Here is a 25,761-nt window from a genome sequence, read left to right as displayed (position 1 = left end):
TACAGGAGAGACAGGAATTGAACCCGTATTTTGCGGGCTTCAACCGCAGGCTCTACTCATTGAGCTACTCTCCTTCAAGAATAAGTTCATTGCAGTATATTTGTTTCGCTTTGAATTTCATCATCACTGAATTGCGCGATTAATGATTAATGATTAATAATTGATAATTGTTCATCGATCGCATTATTCATTGATATGGCAGATTGGCAGCAGGTAAACGGCGGAATCACAGCCCCCAAAGGATACAAAGCAGCAGGAATCGCCGCCGGATTAAAGCCTTCCGGGGCCAAAGATTTAGCATTGATCGTCTCGGAAACAGAAGCGATCGCGGCGGGAGTATTTACGCAATCCGTCGTGAGGGCAGCCTGCGTAGACTATTGCCGCAAGGTTTTGCAAAAGAAAGCCGTTGCCCGTGCCATTCTCTGTAATGCCGGACAAGCGAATGCGGCGACTGGAGAACAAGGATTACAAGATGCCCTCGAAACTGCCCGTTTAATCGGCGAAAACTTAAACATTGACTCCGATGCCGTTTTACTGGCTTCCACAGGAGTAATCGGACAGCGCATGAAGATGGAATCGTTTCGCGCTGGAATTCCCCAATTAGTGTCCGCACTATCTCCGACAGGAGGAGATGACACGGCAGCCGCGATCGTGACCACAGATTTAGTGACCAAATCTATCGCCCTCGAGACAACCTTTGGCGATCGCCCAGTCCGGATCGGCGGTATCTCTAAAGGATCGGGGATGATTCATCCCAACATGGCCACCATGCTCGCTTTTGTGACCTGCGATGCCTTAGTTTCCTCAGATCTGTGGCAGCAAATGCTCCGACGCGCCGCCAATAAGAGTTTTAATCAAATTACCGTCGATGGGGACACCAGCACCAATGACACTTTAATTGCCCTTGCTAACGGTCAATCTCGCACCACGGCGATCCGAGAAATGGGACCCGATGCGGAAAAGCTAGAAGCCATGCTCACAGAAGTCTGCCAGTATTTAGCCAAAGCGATCGCTCGCGATGGAGAAGGAGCCACCTGTTTAATTGAAGTGCAAGTCTCCGGTGCGCCGGATGATGCCGACGGGCGACAGGTTGCCAAAACCATTGCTGGCTCGTCGTTAGTGAAGTCTGCAATCTTTGGCCGAGATCCCAACTGGGGACGCATTGCTGGAGCCGCAGGACGGGCAGGGGTGCGATTCGAGCAAGATCGCTTAACCATTAAATTAGGAGATTTTCTCTTAATAGAAGAGGGACAACCGCTACCGTTTGACCGACAAGCTGCCAGCAATTATATGAAAGAAATTGCCGAAAAATCTTCCGGGAAAACAGCAACGGGTCAACTCATTCAACACTTAGATAGTCCTTTAATTATTGCCGTTAATTTGGGCAATGGCTCGGGAACGGGTAAGGCGTGGGGTTGCGATTTGAGTTACGATTACGTCAAAATTAACGCCGAATATACGACTTAATTTTGTAATTTTTCCCATATCACAACAAGAAACTCTTTTCTCTCTAATCAATTCAAAATCTATTAGAGGGAAAGGAAAAACTTGAAAATGACAGGGTTGGGTAGCGAGGATATTTAGAGACCGAGCAAGCCACTGGAGTCTGCGTAAACATCTTTCCAAACGGACTGATGGAATTTGCTGAGGACTCCTACACTTTGCATACTTGCTTCCTAAGTTTAAATCATCATTTTTTGCCTTTTCCAACTTAGCTCAGACTTCCCAGTAATTCTGTTGCAAGCAATACTTGTGGGTGTAGCGACCTGCAAACAAGGCATTTTTCGACCCACATTATGGTTCAAAGGCTCAGTCTAGTGCAAATAATGCTGGCTCAAAAGGAAGGATCGTGCTGGTTTGAGCCTCTGTTATTACTGGCTGTTACACTTAGTACCACAGCTTTTTAAATTTGATATTTAAACAATATTATTGTTTTTTATTTTGGGTTTTTAAATATAGCCAGATTTATCACTTTGCTCTTAGTAAACTTTTCTTGTCTTTTGTAACGAATAATGTTGAATTAGAATTATGACCTTATTAGATTGATATTATAGTAATATGTCAAGCAAGAGAATACATTATTCATGTGAGGAAAAAGCCATGCCTAAAGGTTTATCACTTCATATTGGACTAAATAAGGTTGACTCTAAATGTTACAATGGATGGTCAGGAAATTTGAAGTCATGTGAAAATGATGCCAATGATATGAAATCAATCGTAGATGATTTAGGTTATCAAGCAACATTGCTCTTAACAAAAGAAGCAACTTATCTGAATGTTATTAAGCAAATAAGTTTAGCATCAACAATACTTAAGCAAGGTGATATATTTCTAGTTACCTATGCAGGGCATGGATCGCAAATAAAAGATATATCTGGAGATGAGTCAGATGAAATGGATGAAACTTGGGTTTTATATAACCAAATGTTGCTTGACGATGAATTGTATCAATTGTGGTCTTATTTTGAAAAAGGTGTTCGCATCGTTGTTATCTCAGATAGTTGTCGTAGTGGCTCAATAGCAAGGGAAGGACTAGATTCAGAATCCTTAACTTCAGGATATACAATAAATGAGTCTTTGGTTAGTCGTAGCTTGCCAGCAGATATAGCACTGAATAGCTATTTGAATGATCAAGACTTATATGATGCTAATCAATGGATAACTTTTAGAGGTCATCATTTGCCAATTTTAGCTAGCATAATTTCTTTATCAGCGTGTCAAGATAATCAATTTGCTGCTGATGGAGTGAAGAATGGGAGATTCACATCTGCACTCAAGCACATTTGGAATAATGGTACTTATAAAGGTAACTACTATGATTTTTGTAAATCAATAGTTTCTATTATGCCGCCCATACAAACACCTAATTATGAACAATTTGGATATCAAAATGAGGAGTTTATAAGACAATCAATTTTCACCATTTAATTAGATGTCTTAAGTCTTACTTTAGTGAGGTAAAATTATGTCTGAACAATCTAGGTACACATTCGAGCTTGAAATTCGTAGCAATGAATTAGAAACAATGACGGATGGAGAGCTACTTGATTTCTTCAAAACAGAGGGAGCAAATTCTTTTGTAACAGTTTACAAACTAACTCGAAATGCAGTTAATCCTCCTCCTGAACATATGCCAAGGGCAGAATTTTCATGCAAGGCTAGTTATAATACTAAGACAGGTAAAACAAAAGTTTCATGTAGCTATGAAAGTGAGTAGAACTTCAAAAGTATAGCAGCCAGCAATAAAGAACTCGAATCTCGAATTATAGGTAATCATTATTGCTGGTTTGAGGCTTTCTTGTTACTGGCTGCTACGTGTAGGTAGCGATCGCAATTCTTCCCATTGTCATGCCGCGATCGCTCGTTTGTATTCTGCTACCGTTGCCATTGGATTCTATTTTCCCTGTAATATTTAGGCGATCGCCGAGACAGAATGCTGTTTTAGAACTTGTTTTAAATAGAGTCCCGTGTAAGAACTTTCGCATTCTGCCACAGTTTCTGGGGTTCCTTCTGCAATAATTTCGCCTCCTTTATTTCCTCCTTCGGGCCCCAAATCGATAATCCAATCCGCACAGCGCAAAACATCTAAATTATGTTCGATGACTAAAATAGAATTGCCTTTATCCACCAAACGTTGCAAAACATTTAATAAATGATGCACATCATAAAACGATAAACCCGTTGTCGGTTCGTCAATTAAATATAAGGTTTTCCCTGTTGCGCGACGAGATAATTCTGAGGCTAGTTTTACTCGTTGTGCCTCTCCTCCTGATAAAGTTGGCGCGGGTTGACCTAATTTTACATAACCCAAACCAACATCGACTAAAGTTCGTAAACGATTGGCCGCCCGAGGGATATTTTGAAAAACTTCTAAGGCTTCTTCAACGCTCATATTTAAAACATCAGCGATGGAATATCCTTTATATTTAACTTGTAATGTTTCTCGATTGTAGCGCTCGCCTTTACAAATATCGCACTGGACGTAAACGTCTGGAAGAAAGTTCATTTCGATAGTATTTACCCCTTGTCCGCTACAGGCTTCGCAGCGCCCTCCTTTGACATTAAAAGAAAATCTTCCTTGCTTATAACCCCGTGCTTTCGCTTCTACTGTTTCTGTAAAAATAGCGCGGATGCCATCAAAAATTCCCGTATAAGTTGCGGGATTCGATCGCGGCGTGCGACCGATAGGAGATTGGTCGATAACAATAACTTTATCGATAGCATTAATACCTTTCAAAGAATCTAAATTGCTGGGAAAAGGTACTTTTTTAAAGAGCTTGTGTTTAAGCGCCGGATACAGGAGTTCATTGAGTAAAGTGGATTTCCCAGAACCGGAAACCCCAGTAATACAAACTAACTTTCCTAGAGGAATCGTAACATCAATATTTTGCAGGTTATTATGATGACAATTTTTGAGAATGAGAGAGCGTCCATTGCCTTTTCTGCGTTCTTCTGGAGTTGCGATCGCTTTGCGTCCCGATAAATACGCTCCCGTCAGCGATCGCTCATTTTCTAGTAAGGTTTGAAAGTCCCCCTGACAAACAATTTCTCCCCCATGAAGTCCGGCTTTCGGACCGATATCGACTAAATAATCGGCATTACGAATAGTATCTTCGTCATGTTCCACAACAATTAAAGTATTACCCAAATCTCGCAATTTTTTCAGAGTTTTTAAAAGGCGATCGTTATCCCGTTGATGCAAGCCGATACTGGGTTCGTCTAAAACGTATAATACTCCCGTTAATCCCGCCCCGATTTGCGTGGCGAGGCGAATGCGTTGCGCTTCTCCTCCCGATAGGGTCATCGCAGCGCGATCGAGGGTTAAATAATTTAAGCCGACATCGAGAAGAAATTGCAAGCGCTCTCTAATTTCTTTGAGTGCCAATTCTCCAATGATTGCTTGACGTTGAGTTAAGTTTAAAGCATTAATTCTTTCTAAGGATTCGTGAATAGGAACGCTGGTTAAATTATCAATATTATACTGTCCCAAACGGACTGAAAGAGATTCGGGTTTGAGGCGCTTTCCTTGACAAGTTTCGCAGGTTTGAAAAACGATATACTGCTCGAGTTTTTGTTTGACCGCTTCTGAATTAGTATCTTGATAGTTACGTTCTAAGTTATTGACAATTCCCGAAAATTTACGATAGTAACCGCCCTCACGATTGTTTTCTGCTTCAATTAATATGGGTTCTTCGCAACCATGAAGGAGAATATTTTGCTGTTTTTGCGTTAATTTATGCCACGGGGTTTGCAATTCAAAACCATATGCCTGTCCAATCCCATAGAGAAGGGAGAGATAGTAAGAATTATCTTTATCCGACCAAGGCGCGATCGCACTATAGAGGGGTTGCGAAGGATCGGGAATAACCAGTTCGGGAGAAAAAGTTCTCATACTGCCGATACCGTGACAGTGAGAACAAGCACCGTAAGGAGAGTTAAAGGAGAACATACGCGGGGAAAGCTCGTCCATGACCGCACCGTGTTCCGGACAGGCAAAATTTTCCGAAAATACAATTTCTTGGGGTTTTTCCGACTCATTTTGCGGTTGTAGGGCAATAATTGCCGTACCTTCAGAACGCTTGAGACAGGTCGAGAGAGAATCGGCAAGGCGTTCTTGCAGATCGGACTTTTTAATCAGGCGATCGATAACAATCTCAATATTGTGAGTCTGATTTTTCTTCAATTCGATCGCATCGGTTAACTCTCTAATTTCTCCATTGATTCTCACGCGCACAAATCCTTCGGAAGCAAGACCGGAGATCAGTTTTTTATGCGTTCCTTTTTTGCCACGAACCACGGGGGACAGAATTTGGAAACGGGTGCGATCAGGAAGTTCCATGACGCGATCGCACATTTCATCAATGGTTTGCGGGGCAATATTGCGATCGCAGTGAGGACAGTGAGGTTCTCCCGCCCGTCCGAATAACAGTCGCAAATAGTCGTAAATTTCGGTAACAGTGCCGACAGTAGAACGCGGGTTGTGAGAAGTGGATTTTTGGTCGATAGAAATGGCGGGACTCAACCCCTCGATCGCATCTACGTCGGGTTTGTCCAATTGTCCCAAAAACTGTCGCGCATAAGCACTGAGGGACTCCACATAGCGTCGCTGTCCTTCGGCGAAGATGGTATCGAAAGCAAGGGAAGATTTCCCAGATCCCGATACTCCCGTGAAGACAATCAAGCGATCGCGAGGTAAATCCAAATCGATATTTTTCAGATTATGCTGTCTGGCTCCCCGAATGCGAATGGTGTTGCGCGAGTCGGGTTCGTTTTCGAGGCTGGGTAAGCGATCGGACAGATCGAGAGTTAGGGACATGAGGACGGCTTGCAGGAGACCTTAACAATTCTAGCGCTGTTCAAGTCCATTTGTTCCCATCAATTAACAAAGTTCGATCGCGTTGCTGCCTCGAATTAGACCTTGCTGTATCCTCTGATTTTTGTGGGATAATGCGATCGCCTCACGGAGATTGAGAGGTTTCCAATGACCAATTGTGCAGGGAAAGAAGATAACCATAACCCGAAGCCACAAATAAACTCGGCGAAGCGATGGCCAATTCTGCCTCTTCTGGTGTTAACGGCGGGGCAAACAAATAACCCTGGCCGGCTTCACACCCCAAACGATGTAATTGTTCCAATTGCTCTTTCGTTTCGATGCCTTCCGCGATCGCGTCCATTCCCAATTGATGGGCCAAAGTGACGATCGTTTCCACAATATTTAAATTGTCGCTTTTTTCGCACATCCGGTGAATAAACGAGCGATCGATTTTTAAAGTATTGACGGGAAAACGCTGTAGGTAACTCAAAGAAGAATAGCCCGTACCAAAGTCATCGATACTGAGTTGAATGGCTCGCCTTCGCAATTGAGACAACCGCAGCACGATCGCATCGACATCTTTCATTAACATACTTTCAGTCAGTTCCAGTTTTAAACTACTGCCCGGAAGTCCTGTTTCCGCCAAAATGCGATCGAGTTTGCCGACAAACTCCGGATCTTTCAGTTGCTGCCCGGAAAGATTAACGCTAATGCTCAACCCGCGATCGAGGGGAAATTGCTTTTGCCATTGCGCCTTTTGACGACAGGCTTCTCGCAATACCCATTCGCCGATCGCGACAATCAATCCCGTTTCTTCGGCAATGGGGATGAACTCATCTGGGGCAATCCAACCTCGCTGGGGATGCTGCCAGCGAATTAAGGCTTCAAATCCTTGTAGCCGTCCCGAGCGCAAATTCACAATCGGTTGATAGAAAACGAGAAATTCTTCCTCAGACAAGGCGCGACGCAAATCCTGCTCCACTTGCAAGCGTTGTACGGCCAGATCGTGCAGGCTGCGATTAAAGATTTCATATCGCGCCCGTCCTTTAGCTTTAGCTTGATACATAGCTAAGTCTGCATTGCGTAACAATTCCTCGGGCTGCCAATATTCCGGGGAGGAGAGGGCAATCCCAATACTGGCGGTGGTAAACACTTCGTGACCGTCTAAGAGAAACGGAGATTGCAACGCCGTGCCAATGTCTTCTGCTAAGCGAGTTGCTTGCTGCAACCCGCCAATATCTTCAAGTAAAATCGTAAATTCATCGCCGCCGAAACGGGCGACAATATCCCTCGGCGTAATTAAGGTTTCGAGGAGGCGAGCGATCGCGATCAGTAATTTATCCCCCAGAATGTGACCCAAACTATCATTGACGATTTTGGAGCGATCCAAATCCAAAAATAAAACAGCAAACTGATAATTCGGATTCTTGCGAGTCCGCAGGAGGGCTCGATCGAGACGTTCGACGAATAAAATGCGATTGGGAAGTTCTGTGAGGGCATCATAAAAAGCACGATGGCGCAATTGTTCCTCCACCAGCTTGCGATCGGTAATGTCCTGCAAAGAAATCATATAAACTTGTTCTCCTTCCCATTCCAGCGCCGAAACCCTCATTTCTACGGTACTCGTTTGACCGTTGGCTTGCAGGAGGTTGAGCTCGGCGATGCGTTCGTCAACGGCAATGGGAATGCCAAATTCCCGGTTCATGAGGTCTTCTGATTTGCGGTTAAAGAGGACGAGGGCGGCGGAGTTGGCAAAGCGGACGATTCCTTGGCGATCCACTAGCAAGATGCCATAGGAGGTGTTGCGAACGATGGTATGAAGGCGGGTTTTGCTCTGATGCAGTTCGGCTTCAGCTTGTTTGCGATCGCTAATATCGATCGCCAATCCTTCAATAATAATTTCTTCTCCTTCCTTGCGCCGGCCAATGGAGCGATCGTACAGCCAGTGTAAATTTCCCTCAACATCGCGAATGCGATATTCCATCTCAAAGTCTTGACCTTGGAAACAGTCGGAGATCGCCGTTTCGACTCGCGAGCGATCTTCGGGGTGAAGGGAGTCCCACCATAACTGAGGATGGGCGTAGAGATAGGGGAGAGAATACCCTAAAATCGATTCGATACTGGGGGAATAGTAAATCCCTCCTCGGCGATCGCTAAACGCATAGATCAAATCTGGGGAACTGTCAATTAAGCGTTTGTATTGTGCCTCGCTCAGTTTTAAGGCTTGTTCGGCCATAATGCGATCGCTGATGTCCCGCGCGATCGCATAGATGGAACTTCCTTGCTGAAAAGGAATTGCCGTCCATTCCAACCAATGATAGCCCCCATTTTTCCCGCGATAGCGATTGGTGAAATCGCGAATTGATTCTCCAGCTAAAATCTTGGCGTAAATTTTTTGCGTGATTTCTCGGTCATCGGGGTGAATGAAGTCGAGGAAGGGGGTCGCCAGCAATTCATCGAGAGAATAGCCGAGAACTTTTTCCCAAGAAGGACTCAAGCGTTTAAAATTTCCCGAAAAATCGGCAATGCAGAGCAGATCGGGGGAGAAAGTAAAAAAGAGATCCCGTTCTCGTTCGACCTCTTTGCGATCGCTGATGTCCATCACGGTTCCTACCCAACGCAGCAGTTGTCCTGCGGAATTTAAGATCGGCTGGATTTTCAGAAAAATATAGCGAATTTCCCCAAACGAGCGCACAATTCTCAGTTCGATTTCTCCAGACTGACCGAGGGCAATCGTTCGCTCTCGCAGGGTTTGAAAGCGCTCTCGGTCTTCGGGATGAAGGCTGGCGAGAAAGTGAGCGTAGGTGGGGGGAGATTGTTGGGGAGCGAGGCCGAAAATGCGAAAGGCTTCTTCTGACCAAACCATCGTTCTCGATATCGCGTCAAATTCCCAACTCCCTGCCCGAGCTACGTTTTGGGCTTCTAATAAATGAGTGCGCTCTCGCAATAACCGTTCTTCTGCTTGTTGGCTGTGTTGGAGTTCTCGCCGCAATTGTTGATTTTCTGCTTCGAGGTGAGTTTGGCGATCGCGATGGGGTTGAGAGGATGGCATTTTGTTGTTTTCTCGTTCTAACCAATCGAGGACAATGTCCCAAAGAGAGGGAGAGATTTGAGGTGCGGTGGTTTCTTGCCAATCGCTAGTTGGATTTTGTAAGGTATCCCGCAAGCATAAAACAGGGATGGTAGTGGCGCGATCGGAGGATTGCCAAGACTTGCATTTTTGACAGGCTAAATTCCCCTCGATCGGTTGCCCGCACAGGATATAGTCCGGACGATCGCTGCTCTCGTCGAGATGAAAATAGGTTGTTGAGGATACGCGCTTCACTTTATATCCTCGTTTCTCGAGTCGAGACTCTAAATCGGGAAATGAGGCTTGGGTATTCTCCACCAGCCAAATTTTTGCCTTGGGGATTGTGCTGCGATCGCAATTCATCTGTCTTTAAATCCTGAAATAACTTTTGTCCGATCTCGTCGAGCATCTCCACACAGCGAACAGTTATCTGGTGTAGGTTGAGAACTTTCGACCCACGATCGACCCCTTCCATCAAGCGTGGAGTGACTTTAACTCAAGTGATAAACGCGATAATCGGCGATCGATAACTAATAAACTGTCCGATCTCGCCGACCCCAATGCTGGCGACATCCCATTCAATTCCTCTGTTTCTCTTATTTCATAAGGACATTGCTAATTCTACCACAATTATTGTGTTCGCTTATACTTTACTCTTCTTAGATTCTCTTTAAATTATTTTACAAAACGAAAACAAAAGTTACAACAAACAATTATTTCTCGCAAATTGTGGGAAAAAGAGCGAGTTTGCGGGCTGAATTTTTCATAGTTTCGATATCCTCTGTTAACCAAGAACGAGGCTGAGTACAATCGTGAGCAATAAGTAATCCCCACAGGCGAGGTGTTAAAATCGGAACGACAAGATTGGCGCGGATGTGCAAGCTGCGGAGGAAGGTTTGGTGACAGGGATGGAGAGGTTCGGTTTCGATATCTGCGATCGCTCGGGTGCGACCTTGCTGATAGAGGAAGGCATATTCGTCATTAAAACAATCATCCGCTCCAGTACTGCCAAAAATCGAGAATTCTGGTGCTTTTAAGGACTCAAAGGTAACTTGACCCTGCCATTCTCGATAAAAATAATAGAGAATTACGCGATCGCAATCCAAGCAACGGCGAAGTTGAGTAACAGTGTCTTGTAAAAGTCGATCTTTTTTGAGTTTGTCGGAGAGTTGCGAAGCGAGTTTCCGCAATCCGGGATCGGGCATAATTTTCACCCCTCTAGTACGGGCTATCGCATTCTATGATATCGGAAGAAAGGAAGTAGAGTGCGTTGCAAATCCGTCAAAATCCTTAAATAGAGATTAATTCGGGAGAGCTTTGGGGAATGCGATCGCAATCGGCTTTCACTCTTCTCGTAAAGTTGTAATGGTCATCGTTTGGTTGTGTAATTCGCAGCGCACTCCTTCTTCAAAGGGCGAGATTTCTCCATAGGAATAAAATCCCGTCAGAATAGTTTTATCTCCCATTACATCTCGAACGCCTTCAACTTCTTCTTCAATACGTTGTTTGAGAACTAATTTTCGCCCCACGCAACTGATTAAAATGGCGAGATCGGGAGCGATCGAACCATTAGCAACATAGCTTTTTTCTGCGGCCTCGATCGCCCCATCAACCAAGCGATCGAAATTAGCTTTCATCAAACGCACCGTTCCTCCTTCCGGAATATCTCCAGCAAAAATTAAGGTTTGTTTGGCTTCATCAACGCCCAAAATTGTCCGAACGACTGGCATATCTTCCGATTCAATTCGTAAACTGAGCGGGAATAACAGACCGCTTGCAGGTAACTCCTTGGCAAATTCTCCTAAATAGTGTTTGTAGAGTCCCAAGGCTGATTTTCCATCTAATTTATAAAGAATATTCCCCTCAGAATGAGTGACAACTCGTTCGGGGCCAAATGGATCCCATCCTCCCCAAGAACCGTAACCCACTTTTAAATGCTGTCCGTAAAACCCTAAAGCGACAACAACATCGGTATGAGGGCGATTCTGCCAGAGTACTGATGTTTCTTGAAAGTTTGCGCCATCTCCCGATAATCCTCCCGTTACAGTGACTCCTTGGGGCAAATTTTGTGCAATGCCGCGAACTAAATCGCTGCCGTTAATCTTAATGCCTTCAGAAAGTAGAAAGACGTGAACTAAGTTTTCTGGAGCAAGCGATCGTGATAGCTTTTGCCCCACCTCAAAACTATTCCCAGCCTCGCGAATATTAACGCAAGCGCTTTTAATTTGCGTGCGTTCAAATTCAATCGCCGCGATTGTTAGGGTTGCATCGGAAACTTCGGTATCGTAAATTTCCCCAGCCGTCGAACAACCGAGTAAATAAGCATTAGGATAAGCATTTTTTATCACCTCGAGGAGTTCTGCTCGGAGGAGAAGCAAGCGATCGCCAAAAACAAGAACCAGTTGGACGGTTTTTCCCCAGCGAGAGACTTCAAGGGAATTGGGTTCCCATCCTTTTTCTTCACTCCAGCGCGTTTGTTCGATTTTCATGTTTTAACCTCTTAGTTATTCGCAGATAGTGGGTCAGAGATCGCGATTAATAAATTCTACAAGCTCGACGATATTTTCAAGCTGAAAATTATTTGCCCAGTCGCTAAAAGTTTGCACGATCTGCAATGAAGAATTGGCAATTTCTGCAAGCAATATTTCAACAATCTCAATGTCGGCTTCTAGGGCGGCTTGGTAGATGGCATTAACCCAGTCTATCGGTAATTTTTTAAGTTCTTTGGCAAGGCTTTGTTTCTGTTCCTCAGCGAGATCGCTACCGATGGATTCTTGTAGTTTTCCATTGACGATCGCGTTTTCATAAATATAATGCACTCCCATATATTGAGCCATTTTATCAAAAATAATAGCCTCTTTAAATGGCTTGCGGACAAAATCATTGCATCCTACGGCGATGACAATATCTCGATCTTCTTCAAAAGCACTGGCAGTAATAGCGACAATAGGAACATTTTTCTCTGGGTTTTTACCGTGCCTTTCTTTCTCTTTTTTACGAATAATTTTTGTAGCATCATATCCATTCATGACAGGCATTTCCATATCCATCCAAATAAAATGAGGCTGCCATTCTTCCCAAATTTTTATACCTTCTTGGCCATTCTCAGCAGTGCGAACTTGAAACCCAACCGACATCAGAAGTTTGGCGAGAAGTTGACTATTTTCGGGTCGATCTTCAACCACGAGTAAACGGTATAGAGGTTGATCGGGAGCGATCGCGATCGCGCGTTTGGTTTCAATCGCTGTTGGGAGATATTCCTCTGAGACGAGTTTTACCGGAAGATTAATCACAAAAGTCGTTCCTTCTCCAACAACACTGTAAAGGTCAATTTTTCCTCCCATCAGTTCTACAAATTGTTTGCTAATGGGCAATCCCAATCCTGTCCCTTCTTGAAAACTGCGATTAATTTTACTTTGCACGAAAGGTTGAAACAGTTCCTTAATTTCTTCTGGAGGAATCCCAATTCCACTATCACTAATTTCAAAAGTTAAATTAGTGATTGATTGCTGGATTAGTGACTGTTCATTTTTAACTGTTCGCTGTTCGCTGTTCATTGGCCAGCGAGGAGATTGTCTGACTCGTAGCGTCACGCCTCCTTGGGATGTAAATTTAATTGCATTCCCTAACAAATTAATGAGTACTTGACGCAATTTTCCTTCATCGGCTTCGATCGATCGCGGTAATTCAGGATCGAGGTTAAAAATTAATTTCAATCCCTTTGTTGCAGCTTTAATTTGCAATAGAGAGGAAATACTATTGAGAAGTTCGAGGAGATCGAAAACATTTTCTCCTAATATCGTGCGTCCGGCTTCAATTTTGGATAGGTCTAAAATATCATTAATTAAAGCGAGTAAATGTTCGCCACTATGGTTGATAATATTGAGATGTTCTTTCTGTTCGCGACTCAAAGCATCATCTCGCGTCATGAGTTGGCTGAAACCAAGAATAGCATTGAGAGGAGTGCGAAGTTCATGACTCATTTTTGCCAGAAATTGACTTTTGGCCACATTAGCAGCATCAGCTTCTTCTTTAGCCTTTTTGAGTGCTTGTTCGGCTTGTTTGCGACTGGTAATATTGCGAACGATCGCGATCGCTTGGTTGTTGGTCAGGCGAAATAATCGGACTTCATAGTAATATTTTTCTCGATCGAGGATTAAAGAATGTTCGAGGCTAATAATAGTTTGGTCTTTATGAATACAATCGAGGGCTGACTCAAATCTGTGAGCGACTTTTTCCGGGAGAAAATCTTGCAAATATTTACCGATGGGTTCGATAAGCGGGACATAAACATCATCATTCGTGTGACCGGGTTTATAGTCTAAAATTGTGCCATCGCGCTCGAGACGCAAAAAGAGATCGGGAATAGCTGCCCGCATTTGCGTATTCACTTCAAGGAGTTCTTGAGAACTTAATTCCATACTGCGCTCGAGCAGAAGGCGGTCTGTATCGGATTGTTCGTAAGCATTGTCGATCGCTTGTATAAATTTCTCTAAATGAGAAGGAATTTCCTCTATATTAACAATGCCGAGATATCGTTTTAGCTGACGTTTTAATAATCGGTGCATCTTTTCAATGAGCAACGAGCAAGTATCAACAGAATGAACGATTATTGATTATTAATCAGCATATTATTTTTTACCAATTAACCAATAGGTTGTCATTTCGCCTTTGCCTTTGATAGATACTATGCCCCGCTTTTCTAAAATATACTTTTTTTGTAACACTCGAGCCGCTCGATCTGTCAACTGTATTTTGCCCGGTTGTCCGTGGGATTCCATCCGAGAGGCGGTGTTGACGGTATCGCCCCAAAGATCGTAGATAAATTTTTTAATGCCAATGACTCCCGCAACAACCATACCCGTATCGATGCCAATACGGAGTTGAAAAAGTTTTCCCGTAGAAAGCGAAAAATCTGCGATCGCGGTTTGCATGTCCAAAGCCATCTCTGCAATGGCTTCCAGTCCGTCTTCCTTCGGTACGGGTAAACCTCCTGCTGCCAAATAAGCATCGCCGATGGTTTTAATCTTTTCAACTTGGTGTTTTTCGGCCAGGCGATCGAAGCGGGAAAAAATATCGTTGAGAATGCTGACTAATTCTAACGGCTGCATTTGGGCAGATAAGGGGGTAAATCCCACCAGATCGGCAAAGAGAATGGCAGCATGAGGGTATTGTTCGGCCAGAGTCCCGCGTGCCTCTTTAAGTTGGTTGGCAATGGTTTCCGGAAGAATATTGAGGAGGAGGCGATCGGATTTATGCTTTTCTTGACGCAAAGCTTGTTCGGCTTGGATGCGATCGCTAACATCACTTTGTATGCCAACAAAATGAGTGAGAACCTCAAGATCGTCGTAAATCGGAGAAATAGTGAGTTCATTCCAAAAGCACCGGCCATCTTTACGATAGTTCCGCAGGGTAACGGTGCAGGATTCTCCGGCTTTAATGGCAGTCCGGAGGTCATTGAGAGCGGGTTGTTGGGTTTCTTGTCCTTGGAGAAAGCGGCAATTCGTTCCCAAAACATCCTCAGCAGTATAGCCCGTGATGCGCTCAAATGCAGGGTTAACGTAAATTAAAGGCATGTCCGGCAGGCGGGCATCGGCGATAACAATGCCAACGGTACTCGCTTCAATGGCGCGATCGCGTAATTTAACAGCTTCTCGGACGGTGTTGCGATAACTATCCGATCCCTGCCACCGCGTTTCCGTCACATCTCGGGCGATACCGTAGCAGATCCCATCGCGAGGAGGAGACCAGCGCCATTTCAGCCAGCGATAGCCGCCATTTTGACAGAGAAAGCGATGTTTGTATTGCTGAGGCAGATTATCGGGCTTTTGCTCATTTTGCTGCTCTAATTCCCAAGTCATCTCGACATCATCGGGATGAACGAAATCCAGCCAAGGTCGCGATCGCAACTCCGCCAAACTCCAACCCACAACTTGCGTCCATACCTCATTCAAATCCCGAAAATAACCATTGCGATCGCGAATGCACAGTAAATCCGGGCAAAGCTCAAAAAAGGCTTGTAAGCTATCATTTCGGTTTAAAGCTGGCATTAGTTATCGGTAATGGAAATTGGTCATTGGCAATACCTTTCCTCTTTTCTCCGCGAATGCACCCTCATTTCAGGAATTGTACCTCTATTTATTTTATGGTGGATATCGTTCCTCATTTCCTCATATTCTCATTCCTTGATAACTGGTGACTGATAACTGATAACTGGTGACTGGTGACTGGTGACTGATAACTGATAACTGATAACTGATAACTGTTAAAACTCTACCCGATCGCGTCCGGAGGCCTTGGCGCGGTATAGTGCCGCATCTGCCGCACCGATGAGATCGTCTAAAGTCGCTTGCTGATGAGGAAACTGACTGGCTGCACCCAATGAAATCGTCAGATAGGGATGAATCGACGATTGAGAATGCTCGATCTGTAACCCTTGCACCCGTTCTTGAATCTGACGGGCGATTTGGACAGCACCTTCAAGGGGTGTATTGGGGAGAATCACTGCAAATTCTTCTCCTCCATAGCGAGCGGCAATATCCGACGATCGCTTGCTACAACCCCGAATAGCCCGAGCGACGGCCTTTAAACATTCATCTCCATGCTGGTGGCCGTAGGTGTCATTGTAGCGCTTGAAAAAATCGATATCGGCTAAAATCAAGGAGAGGGGAGCGAGATCGCGTTGCATTCGCTGCCATTCTTTTTGCAAGATTTCGTCAAATCGCCGTCGGTTGGCCAGTCCCGTCAGCCCATCTAAATTCGCTAAATTTTTTAACTCGCGGTTGGCCGCCTCAAATTTAGCCAACAATTCTCCTTGCTGTACCGCGATCGCAACTTGAACCGCTAGAGAAGAAAGGATTTCCAATTCTCCTTCCTGCCATTCTCGCGGAGAACGACAGTGATGAACGACAATCGCCCCCCAAAGTGTATGAACAAGAGGAACTTTAGGGAGGTAGCTTTTAAAAATCGGTACGATACATTGAGAGCAAACTTGCCATGCGTGCAGAAAATCTTTTAAAGCTGGGGAAATATTGTGTGCCGTCGCACTGGTACAGGAGGGAAATTGGCCGTTATCTTCCCACTCTCGAGCGATTTGCACGAGCCATTCATCCTCAATCGTCACCCCTTTGAGAGAAGGCCATTCCGTGGAAACCGACTCTACTACGATCTGATAGGAGCGATCGCTCTCTCGACGACAAATCGAAACGCGATCGGCTTGTAAAAATTGCTGGATTTCCTTGACCGTTTGCTGGAGAATTTCATCAACCTCTAAGGATTGGCGGATGCGTTGAGCAATGGTTCGCAAAAGGCGCTCTCGTTCTGCCTGTCGCCAGAGAGAAAGTTCAGCTTGCTGGCGTTCGGTAATATCGACGGAGACCCCCAACACCAAGGTTTTCCCGTCGGGAGAAGCAAAAGGCGTTTTCGTGGTTTGAAACCAGCGTATTTCTCCAGTTTTGCGATCGAAGATCGGCTCGGCAGCAAAGGTTTGAGTTGTTAAAGTCGTATTATCATGAATATCGATCGCTTCTAGACTTTTAGGTGAATTGTGTGGAGTTTGGGGGCGATCGCGATTGAAATCAGTCTCGGTTTTTCCCAGTAAATTTTCGACGGTTGTATCATACAGTTCGGCCAAAGAACGATTGGCAAGGGTAAACTTTCCTTGTTCATCTTTGACATAGATTAAATTGGGATTGGCATCGATCGCGAGGCGCAAAAATTCCTGTTGATTTTTTAAAGCAGTCTCGACTTTTTTCCGTTCTTCAATTTCTTGTTGTAAGCGAGTATTTTGCGATCGAAGCTGTTTTTGTTGTCGAACCAAAGTGAGTTGATGTTCGACTCGCGCTAACACTTCTTCGACCTGAAAGGGCTTGTGAATGTAGTCCGCACCGCCGACTTGAAAGGCGCGAACCCGTGCGGGCGCGTCGTGTTTGGCGCTGAGGAAAATAACGGGAATGCCTCGGGTTTTCGGGTCGGCTTTCAGGCGTTGACAAACTTGATAGCCGTCCATTTCTGGCATCATGACATCAAGGAGAATTAAATCCGGCGGATCGTGGCGAATGGCTTGCAAAGCCTGCTTTCCCGTAATCGTTTGCCGAACTTCGTACCCTTGTTTGACCAGCATTTCAAACAATAAGCGTACATTTTCTGGAATATCGTCAACGACTAAAATATCCCCTTTGATTGTAAATTCGACATGACTGGCCATGTTAACAAGAAAAGAAAGAAATAAAAGGTGAGCGACGTTTACTTTCTCTTCTCCTCAAGCGATCGGTTACTGTTTAATTATCCACTTTTAATTGGGGAATCGTAAAGTAAAATATCGAATCGATATAAAGTTGAAATTTCATATCAGCTAACGGCTTCAACCTTCTACAACTTTGTTAACAAATTTGCCATTTATTTACAGGCAAAGGCTAAGAATTTGCAAGATTTCTTCATAATATTGAGAATTAAGTTCAATCTCCTTGTGCCAGTTCGATTAATTCGAGGATGCGTTCAAAATGAAGATTATCGACGAGATAGAGAAGCGATCGCCCCAAGTCGGCATCATCTTGAGGGAATTCCTCAATCCGCTCGCGTAATTGTCGCCCGCGAGCGCAGAGTGCTAATTCATGGAGTTGCGATCGCACTTCTCGAGGAAGAGTTTGGAGGTCTTCGGGAGTTAGCTGCACGGGTGGAGCAGCCAAGGAAGGGAATGCGGATTCGGGAATCATTTCATAGCGATAGCGCACTCCCAGATGAGCAGAAATTTTCTCGAGCAGGTCATTTTCCGAGAAAGGTTTAACAACCAGATCGTCGCACCCCGCCGCTAAAATAGAAGGGCGTTGCGACTCGAACGCACTAGCAGTCAGTGCAATGATAGGAGTCTTGGGAAAGATGGATACTAAATGATGATGTTCTCCCTCAATTTCCCCTGTCCTCATTTTCTCTTCTTGCTGGCGAATTACTTGCGTGGCTGCGTAACCATCCATAACGGGCATTTGCATATCCATAAGAATTAAATGCGGCCGCCATTCTTGCCATAGGGCGATCGCTTCTCGTCCGTTGGTCGCTTCGCGAAGGGTAAAGCCGATCGCCGCCAGCAATTCCCGCAATAATCTGCGATTCGTCCAGCGATCCTCAACAATAAGAAGGCGATAAATCGTTTCCCCAGATTCGAGGCCGATAATGCGGCGATCGCTCGGACTCGCTGAAATTTCCCGTGCATCGATCGCGGGAGTCGCGATCGAAAAGGCAAAAGTCGAGCCTTGTCCGAGGGTACTGCTCACTTCAATATCGCCGCCCATCAAGCGGACAAAATGACGACTGATGGTTAAACCCAACCCCGTCCCTTCCATCGCTTTTTGACGAGAATTGGTTTGCACGAAAGCATCAAATAAAGTCTCGAGTTCTTCGGGTGCAATCCCCACTCCCGTATCTTCAATTTCAAATCGTATCGTTATCGGTTGATTAACTGGTGACTGATGACTGGTGACTGATGACTGGTGACTGGTGACTGGTGACTGGTGACTGGTGACTGGTGACTGGTGACGGATATCTTGACCCTGCCGCGTTCGGTAAATTTAATGGCATTCCCCACTAAATTGATGAGAGTCGAGCGCAACTTTTTGCGATCGCTTTGGATAAATTGGGGCAGATCCGCAGACCGATGAAATTCTAAAGACAATCCCTTCAATTCGGCCTTGAGTTGTAACATCGATTGCAGATTGTCGAGGAATTCAAATAAATCGAATCCTTCGCGATCGAAGGAAATGCGCCCGGCTTCAATTTTCGATAAATCTAAAATATCGTTAATGAGTGAGAGCAAATGTTCTCCCGAACGGCTGATAATTTCTAAATATTCTTGTTCGTCGGGAGGCAAAAGAGGCGATCGCGCCATAATTTGCGTAAAACCGAGAATGGCATTGAGAGGGGTGCGAAGTTCGTGGCTCATATTGGCTAAAAATTCGCTTTTGGCATGGTTGGCGGTGTCAGCAGTTTCTTTGGCTTGTTGTAATTGCAGTTGAACTTGCTTTTCTTGGTCTAATTTCTCGGAGAGTTGGCGATACAATTCAGCTTGTTGGATGGCGATCGCCACCTGTACGGCCAATTGTTCGAGTAACGTAATTTCCCAAGGCTGCCACTGGCGCACGGTTTGACATTGGTGAACGATCAGCAACCCCCAGAGATCGCTTTGTTGGAGAATGGGAACGAGCAAAGAAGATTTGACCCCCAAGGCTTGTAAATATTCTCGCAGGCAATCTGGTATCTCATCATCGTCAAGGAGAGAGAGAATGCGGGCTTTACCCTGATAATAATTTTCATAGCAATTGCGATGGAGAACTTCCTCGTGAATTTCCAGACCGAAAAGGCATTCTTGTCCTTCCCGAACGGATTCGTGAGTAATAATGCCTTTATCGTCGGGATAATAGCGGAAAATGAGAACGCGATCGCTTTGCAGGAGTTGCCGAACTTCTCGAGTGGTGGTATTGAGAATATCGTCAAGTTGCAAGGATTGTCGGACGTGACGGGCGATTTGTCCTAACAACCGCTCTCGTTCCATTTGCTGCTTGAGAGCTTCTTCAGCTTCCTTGCGATCGGTAATCTCGATCGCGGCTCCGGTTAAACCGATGATGCGTCCGGAACGAAAGCGTAAAGGCTCTAGGGTTATGTCGTAATAGAGAACTTTATCCTCGTACAATACTGATGTTTCCACGCGAGTTCCCTGACCGCTTTCGAGGACTCCGCGTTTAATGCGATCGAGGTGTTGTGCAGTTTCCGAGTCGAAGAGATCTTCATCGCACTTACCGAGAAAATCTTCAGGTTTGAAAGGATCGAGAGTGTTATAAATCCAAGTGTAACGCAGGTCGATATCTTGGTGAAAAACCATCACCGGAGACGTTTGCAAGACAACGCGAAAGCGTTCTTCACTTTCTTGCAATTCAATTTCAGCGAGTTTGCGCTTGACGATTTCTTGTTGGAGTTTCTCGATCGCCCCTCCTAAATCTCGGGTTTTCTGTTCGACGGTAATGCCTAATTCTGCATTGGCTTTCCGCAAAGCGGCTTCAGCTTGTTTGCGTTCGCTGTTATCGAAGGAAATGCCCACAATCCCGATTAATTCTCCGGTTTTGTTATAAACGGGAGAATCCATCACGATCGCGGGAAATTCTCTACCATCTCGCCGTTGAACCATAAATTCTCCACACCAACTTTCGCCTCGGGAGAGAGAGTCCATGATTGCCGCAGTCCGTTCTCGATTGGTATGAGAGGGAGTAATATCCATGATATTGCGTCCCATCACCTCTGTTACTAACCAGCCGTAAAGCATCTCGGCTCCTCGATTCCAATAGGTAATCGTTCCCACGAGATCCGTTGCGATAATGGCATGATCGACCATATCGAGTAAGCGTGCTTGAAAATAAAGAGCCGCTTGTGCTTGTTTTCGTTCTTGGATTTCTTGTTGCAATTTTTGGTTCGTCGCGAGCAGTTCGTCCGTACGCTGAGTCACTAATTCTTCGAGACGTTCGCGATATTCTTTGAGCTGCGCTTCGGCTTCCTTGCGATCGCTGATATCAACAGCAACGCCGATAATTTCTCGGGGTTGACCGTCTGGAGAACGAGAAAAAACAATATCGCGGCTGTAAAGCCAACGCCACTGGCCATTTTTATGACGAATGCGATATTCGGTTTTGATCGCATCGCCATCTTTTGCGTGCTGTAAGCGTTGCAGGTGTTGGGGGAGTCCTTTGATATCCTCGGGATGAAAGAGACGGAACAAAAAGCGATCGCCCATCTGGATAATTTCTTCCCGGGAGTAGCCCAGAACGCTACAATCGCCATTCAAATAAACATTGCGATTTTCAACCAGATTGTAAATATAAAGCAGGCTGGGGCTAGCATCGGCCACCCTCTGAATAAAATGCTGACTTCTTTGCAATCGTTCTTCCGCTTGTCGGCGATCGCTAACATCTCGCAAAATCGTCGTCAAAATCTTCTCGCCGTCTATTTCCAACATGGAAATAGAGGCTTCGGCGGGAAATTCCTCCCCATTTTTGCGGCGACCGAGAATTGTGCTTCGCTTTCCCGTTTTTCTCGCCTTGCCGGAACTGTGGGAAAATTGAGCCACGTATTGTTGATGTAAATCCATCGAGCGATCGGGCAAGAGAAAGCTCAAAGATTGTCCTAAAACTTCCTCGCTTTTATACCCAAAAATTTTCTCTGCGCCGTGATTAAAAAGGGTGATATTTTGCTGAAGATTGATGGAAATAATGGCATCGTCGGCAATTTCTAAAATTCCAGCCAAGCGCGATCGCGAGGCTTCGAGGGCAATTTCTGCTTGTTTGCGTTGGGTAATTTCTTCCCAAACTCCAGCAATGCGAATAATTTCGCCTTCTTCATTGTAAATGGGGAAAATTCTGGCGCAAATCCAACAGATTTCGCCGTCGGGTCGTTGCAAGCGGTATTCACAGGAATTCGACGGACGGTTTGGCCCGTTTTTGAGCAGATTGCGGGCGATATCTCGATCGTCGGGATGGATCGCGTCCAACCAAGAATCTGCCTCGATATCGAGGCGATCGCGGGACTGTCCCCAGATGCGATCGTAGGCGGGACTGACGTAAAACCAGCGATCGAGTTGGGGGGAGGCCAGCCAAAAGACATCTTGAATATTGTCAGCCATTTGCTGAAAGCGTTCTTCACTTTCTCTCAAGGCACTTTCTGCATCTCGCCGTTCGGTAATATCCCGCAGGGCAACCATATAGACGGGTTCGGACTGCCATTCCGTTTCCGTGACTCTCATTTCCCCAATTCCCAATTGACAATCGGTACGCAATAGATTCAGTTCTATGTTTTCTCCGGTTATCATCGGCTGGCCGAATTCACTCCCCATTAATTCATCAAGAGAACGGTTGAAAAGTTTGGCCGCAACGGGGTTGGCAAAACGAATGAGGCCTTGGCGATCGATAATGAGAATGCCATCGGAGGCGATCGAGATGAGTTCGAGAAGTCTGGCTTCGCTTTGGCGAAAAGCCCCTTCAATGCGTTGGCTTTTGCCGAGTTCTTCGGTAAGGGTTTGGTTTTCCTGTCGCAGATAGTGAAGTTCGAGGAGCGATCGCAAGGCGCGATCGACAAAGGCGAGGGTCAATTCTTCTCGCAACCAATAATCGGTAATTCCCCTCCCTCGGGCGGCAATTCCGGTTTCGGGAATATCGACCAAGAGAATAACGGGACAAGCTGGAAAGCTTTCCAGCCAGCGATCGCTCAGAATACAGGCATCCCAGTTGCGATCGACTGGAAATGAAAGGGTTTGCTGCCAGTGCAACTCAAATTGAGGGAGGCGATCGAATAAGTTTTGCAATTGCTGATAATCTTCGGCATTGTTAGACATCAGCAAAACCTGTCGTGTATCTCCTTCCATTAACCCTCCAAGTATGACCTTTTTTCTATTGTGGTGGATTTTTTTGTGAAAAGCGAAAATGATTTCAGTCACTCGTTACAATTTTGCTCTCACAGTAAATTGATAATCGCCTCCTGGTTCGAGTTGATAGTCACACCGTTCTAGAAAACGGTTGAGGGGTTCGAGAATGAGGGCACGTCCTAAAGAAGGGCGCACGAGCAATTTACCCTGACGAAAGTGCCATTGAAAGTGCCATTCGTAATCGGCAGCTTGGACTTCTCCTGCGATGCGTCCCTGTTGCCATGATTGTTGGGTAATGCGGACGTAAGCGGTGGTTTCTGGAAAACTCATGAATAATGAACGACGATCGATTATCAATTGAATGGCGATCGATGAAATAATAGAATTCATTCTAAGCAAAATTCTAAAGAGAACTGAATTATGAGTAACGCAACGGTTGAATGGATCCAACAGTTGGGAACGGCTGGAGAAGATGATGCTTACGATCTTGCTGTGGACTCGGTAGGTAATATTTATGTGACAGGTTATACGTCTGGTGCCCTGTCGGGAGAGAATCAGGGAGGCAATGATGCTTGGATTGCGAAGTATAACCCTGAAGGCCAACAGCTTTGGGTACAGCAGTTGGGAACGGTGGGAGAAGATGAGTCGAATGGTGTCGCGATCGCGCCAGATGATAGCGTTTATATTTTGGGCTATACCTACAGTTTCGATAATAGTGAAAGTCAAATTGCGAGGACGTGGCTCGCAAAATACAGTTCTGAAGGTCGGCAAGAATGGCTCAAACCTCTCACGGAAATCCATCCGCAAATCCCCAATAGTATCGGGGTCGATCGCAAAGGCAATCTCTATATTACGGGTTATACCGTCCCGGAAGAAGGTGACTGGGAAGCATGGTTGGCAAAATATGATGGGATGGGAGTGCAGTTGTGGTGGACTCCTTTGGGGAAATATCACGAAGAAGCGGCGACAACTTTAGCACTTGGGGAAGAGGTTAGCTCCCATACGGGACGGACATATATTAATGTTTACGTGGCGGGCAATACCTCTATGCCCATTGCAGGGCGCGGAGAAATGTCTCATGCTTGGATCGCTCGCTATAGTGGTGAAGGTATTCAAAAATGGATTGTGCCTTTGGGCAATGCAGAGGAAACAGGATGCAATGATATTGCGATCGACGATCGGGGCAATATTTATGTTTCTGGCTATACAGAGGGAACAATGGGTGCAGAAAATGCGGGGGGCAATGATGCTTGGGTGGCTAAGTATAATGCAGAAGGAACTCAACAATGGGTCAAACAACTGGGTAGCCAAGATGATGAGGAATCGACTGGAGTTGCGATCGATCGCGAAGGGAATGTCTATCTGACAGGTTTTACGTTTGGGGCAATGGAGGGCGAAAATGCAGGAGAGTCCGATGCTTGGGTGGCAAAATACGATATGGATGGCAAGCAACATTGGATTAAACAGATCGGGACTTCTGGGGAAGATGGTTGCAATGCGATCGCTTTAGATGCTCGCGGCAATATCTATATTACCGGCTATACCGATGATGCAATGGAAGGGGAAAACGCCGGACACTACGATGCGTGGCTGGCCAAGCTAGTACAGTCTTAAACTATCAGGATAGAGAAAAAGCAAATTTTTGTTTTGTTCTTTTCCATTCCCAATTCCCGATTCCCAATTCCCAATTCCTGCTTTTTATGTCCGATCGCGTTCCTTCCCCAGTTAAACTCGAGACGATCGCGCAATTATTGCGATCGCTGTTGCGCTTGCCTTCGGTTTGGTTAAAACCGATATTATTGTTGGCGTTTTTAAGTTTATTTCAGGTGGGTTGGACAGATGGAGAAGGATTTATCTTTAATTTTGGGGTGAAAAATGCGACAGTTCTTTTGTTAGCGGCGGTGTGGATTCCTGCTGGGATTAAGTTATTGGCGTTGGTGGGAGGGCGTATTGAGACCCCCACGGGAGGATTTAGCACAGGAGGACTGGAAGGGATTTTACAGGCAATTGCCCCGGAAACGCGCGATGAGGTATTGGGGGCGTTTAAGGTGGTCTTAGAAGATGCCGAGGAAATTGCCCCTTATCGCCAACAGGGTCAATTGCGAGAAATCCGCGAACAATTAGCCGAGGAGTGCAGCGATCGCGTCCCCACGGAACGAGCGCGACAGGATTTGGTTAAATTGGCCGATCGCTATCAAATGCTACAGGAGGACTATCCCTCGGGAACGCGGCGGAATTTCTTGTTTGAGGCGGTGGGAGGGGGAATGCGATCGCTGGTCAATGCGGCGGATTTATCGGAGTCTGAGATTGTATCTCACTTACAGTCCCAGCATCAAGGGCGGCGTTTGGTGGGCTTGTCTTGTTTGGCAAAAATGCAAGAAATTGAGGCTTATTTTTCCCCGGTTTTGGCAGCGATCGCGTCGCCGGATTCGGCTTTCGAGCAAATGAGCGCTTTGCGGGTCGCAGAAGAGATGATTCCCCGTCTCCCTCCCCAACAAAAGCAGCGTCTCAAACGCGCGATCGAACAGCAGCGCGATTACGATGAGAGTAAGCATCAGTGGATTAAACGAGGCTCGGAACGCTGGATGATCTGCGATCGCCTCCTCGCACAAATGAGTGACAAAGCCTGAATTTTCTTGCTTGTGCAAACCAAAGGATAAGAAGGCATGTCCTTAAATTTGCGATCGCCTTGTCATTTTTGTAAATTTTTGTTACATTGATTGTGTAGGGCTTGACAAAAGCTTCTGTAATTATCTTTCTCTCTCTATCTCGAAAAACAATGAACGCTCAAGAAAACTCCACCGCTAAATTTGGCTTTACCGAAAAAGCAGAAAACTTGAATGGTCGCTTTGCCATGATTGGTTTTGCTGCAGCGATCGCCGTCGAATTGATTACCGGACAAGGGGTTCTCCACTTCTTCGGACTCATTTGACTTCTCCCCCTCCTCCGCTTCGCTAAAGGAGGGAGATTCTTAAGTAGTTC

General features: G+C 45.5%; 16 protein-coding genes and 1 tRNA gene. 6 read left to right on the top strand and 11 right to left on the bottom strand.

The window, feature by feature from the left end:
* Positions 1-2: 2 nt before the first annotated feature.
* A tRNA-Phe gene (locus AC6RV6_RS08645) sits at positions 3-74 on the bottom strand.
* 121 nt (positions 75-195) lie between these two features.
* On the opposite strand from AC6RV6_RS08645, the gene argJ reads away from it, so the two are divergent.
* From argJ to AC6RV6_RS08630, 3 genes are all read left to right on the top strand, one after another.
* A complete protein-coding gene (gene argJ / locus AC6RV6_RS08640) occupies positions 196-1,467 on the top strand; it encodes a bifunctional ornithine acetyltransferase/N-acetylglutamate synthase (RefSeq protein WP_500240439.1) in 1,272 nt (423 codons plus the stop codon).
* A gap of 633 nt (positions 1,468-2,100) precedes the next feature.
* Complete coding sequence (locus AC6RV6_RS08635) at positions 2,101-2,928, top strand: caspase family protein (RefSeq protein WP_500240438.1); 828 nt, start codon at positions 2,101-2,103, stop codon at positions 2,926-2,928.
* A gap of 37 nt (positions 2,929-2,965) precedes the next feature.
* Positions 2,966-3,217 (top strand): hypothetical protein, encoded by a 252-nt coding sequence (locus AC6RV6_RS08630; protein WP_500240437.1) that lies wholly within the window; start codon positions 2,966-2,968, stop codon positions 3,215-3,217.
* Between the two features lie 195 nt (positions 3,218-3,412).
* Here the strand turns inward: AC6RV6_RS08630 and uvrA are convergent, their stop codons facing one another.
* The 10 genes from uvrA to AC6RV6_RS08580 all read right to left on the bottom strand — a co-directional run bounded on the left by uvrA (position 3,413) and on the right by AC6RV6_RS08580 (position 23,109).
* The gene (uvrA, locus tag AC6RV6_RS08625) at positions 3,413-6,316 is read right to left on the bottom strand and encodes an excinuclease ABC subunit UvrA (protein WP_500240436.1); all 2,904 of its coding nucleotides are present in this window, start codon (positions 6,314-6,316) and stop codon (positions 3,413-3,415) included.
* A gap of 142 nt (positions 6,317-6,458) precedes the next feature.
* Positions 6,459-9,746, bottom strand: a complete 3,288-nt coding sequence (locus AC6RV6_RS08620; protein ID WP_500240435.1) for a sensor domain-containing protein — start codon at positions 9,744-9,746, stop codon at positions 6,459-6,461.
* A 350-nt stretch (positions 9,747-10,096) separates the two neighbouring features.
* The gene (locus AC6RV6_RS08615) at positions 10,097-10,588 is read right to left on the bottom strand and encodes a GAF domain-containing protein (protein WP_500240434.1); all 492 of its coding nucleotides are present in this window, start codon (positions 10,586-10,588) and stop codon (positions 10,097-10,099) included.
* A 138-nt stretch (positions 10,589-10,726) separates the two neighbouring features.
* Complete coding sequence (locus tag AC6RV6_RS08610; RefSeq protein WP_500240433.1) at positions 10,727-11,872, bottom strand: FIST signal transduction protein; 1,146 nt, start codon at positions 11,870-11,872, stop codon at positions 10,727-10,729.
* A gap of 33 nt (positions 11,873-11,905) precedes the next feature.
* On the bottom strand, positions 11,906-13,951 hold the full coding sequence (locus AC6RV6_RS08605; RefSeq protein ID WP_500240432.1) for a PAS domain-containing sensor histidine kinase: 2,046 nt from the start codon (positions 13,949-13,951) through the stop codon (positions 11,906-11,908).
* Between the two features lie 63 nt (positions 13,952-14,014).
* Positions 14,015-15,433, bottom strand: a complete 1,419-nt coding sequence (locus AC6RV6_RS08600) for an adenylate/guanylate cyclase domain-containing protein (protein WP_500240431.1) — start codon at positions 15,431-15,433, stop codon at positions 14,015-14,017.
* A 215-nt stretch (positions 15,434-15,648) separates the two neighbouring features.
* The gene (locus AC6RV6_RS08595) at positions 15,649-17,589 is read right to left on the bottom strand and encodes a GGDEF domain-containing response regulator (RefSeq protein ID WP_500240430.1); all 1,941 of its coding nucleotides are present in this window, start codon (positions 17,587-17,589) and stop codon (positions 15,649-15,651) included.
* Positions 17,590-17,839: 250 nt separating this feature from the next.
* Positions 17,840-18,793 (bottom strand): ATP-binding response regulator, encoded by a 954-nt coding sequence (locus AC6RV6_RS08590; protein ID WP_500240429.1) that lies wholly within the window; start codon positions 18,791-18,793, stop codon positions 17,840-17,842.
* 29 nt (positions 18,794-18,822) lie between these two features.
* The gene (locus tag AC6RV6_RS08585; protein ID WP_500240428.1) at positions 18,823-22,779 is read right to left on the bottom strand and encodes a PAS domain S-box protein; all 3,957 of its coding nucleotides are present in this window, start codon (positions 22,777-22,779) and stop codon (positions 18,823-18,825) included.
* Positions 22,780-22,854: 75 nt separating this feature from the next.
* On the bottom strand, positions 22,855-23,109 hold the full coding sequence (locus tag AC6RV6_RS08580; RefSeq protein ID WP_500240566.1) for a DUF3146 family protein: 255 nt from the start codon (positions 23,107-23,109) through the stop codon (positions 22,855-22,857).
* Between the two features lie 90 nt (positions 23,110-23,199).
* On the opposite strand from AC6RV6_RS08580, the gene AC6RV6_RS08575 reads away from it, so the two are divergent.
* The 3 genes from AC6RV6_RS08575 to AC6RV6_RS08565 all read left to right on the top strand — a co-directional run bounded on the left by AC6RV6_RS08575 (position 23,200) and on the right by AC6RV6_RS08565 (position 25,711).
* The gene (locus tag AC6RV6_RS08575) at positions 23,200-24,393 is read left to right on the top strand and encodes an SBBP repeat-containing protein (protein ID WP_500240427.1); all 1,194 of its coding nucleotides are present in this window, start codon (positions 23,200-23,202) and stop codon (positions 24,391-24,393) included.
* Positions 24,366-25,409, top strand: a complete 1,044-nt coding sequence (locus AC6RV6_RS08570; protein ID WP_500240426.1) for a hypothetical protein — start codon at positions 24,366-24,368, stop codon at positions 25,407-25,409. Before AC6RV6_RS08575 ends, AC6RV6_RS08570 begins: the two co-directional genes overlap by 28 nt.
* 149 nt (positions 25,410-25,558) lie before the next feature.
* A complete protein-coding gene (locus AC6RV6_RS08565) occupies positions 25,559-25,711 on the top strand; it encodes a CAB/ELIP/HLIP family chlorophyll-binding protein (protein WP_500240425.1) in 153 nt (50 codons plus the stop codon).
* Positions 25,712-25,761: the final 50 nt, after the last annotated feature.

This window comes from Spirulina sp. LEGE 11439, assembly GCF_059821285.1.
This window is presented reverse-complemented; position numbering and strand designations above follow the sequence as displayed.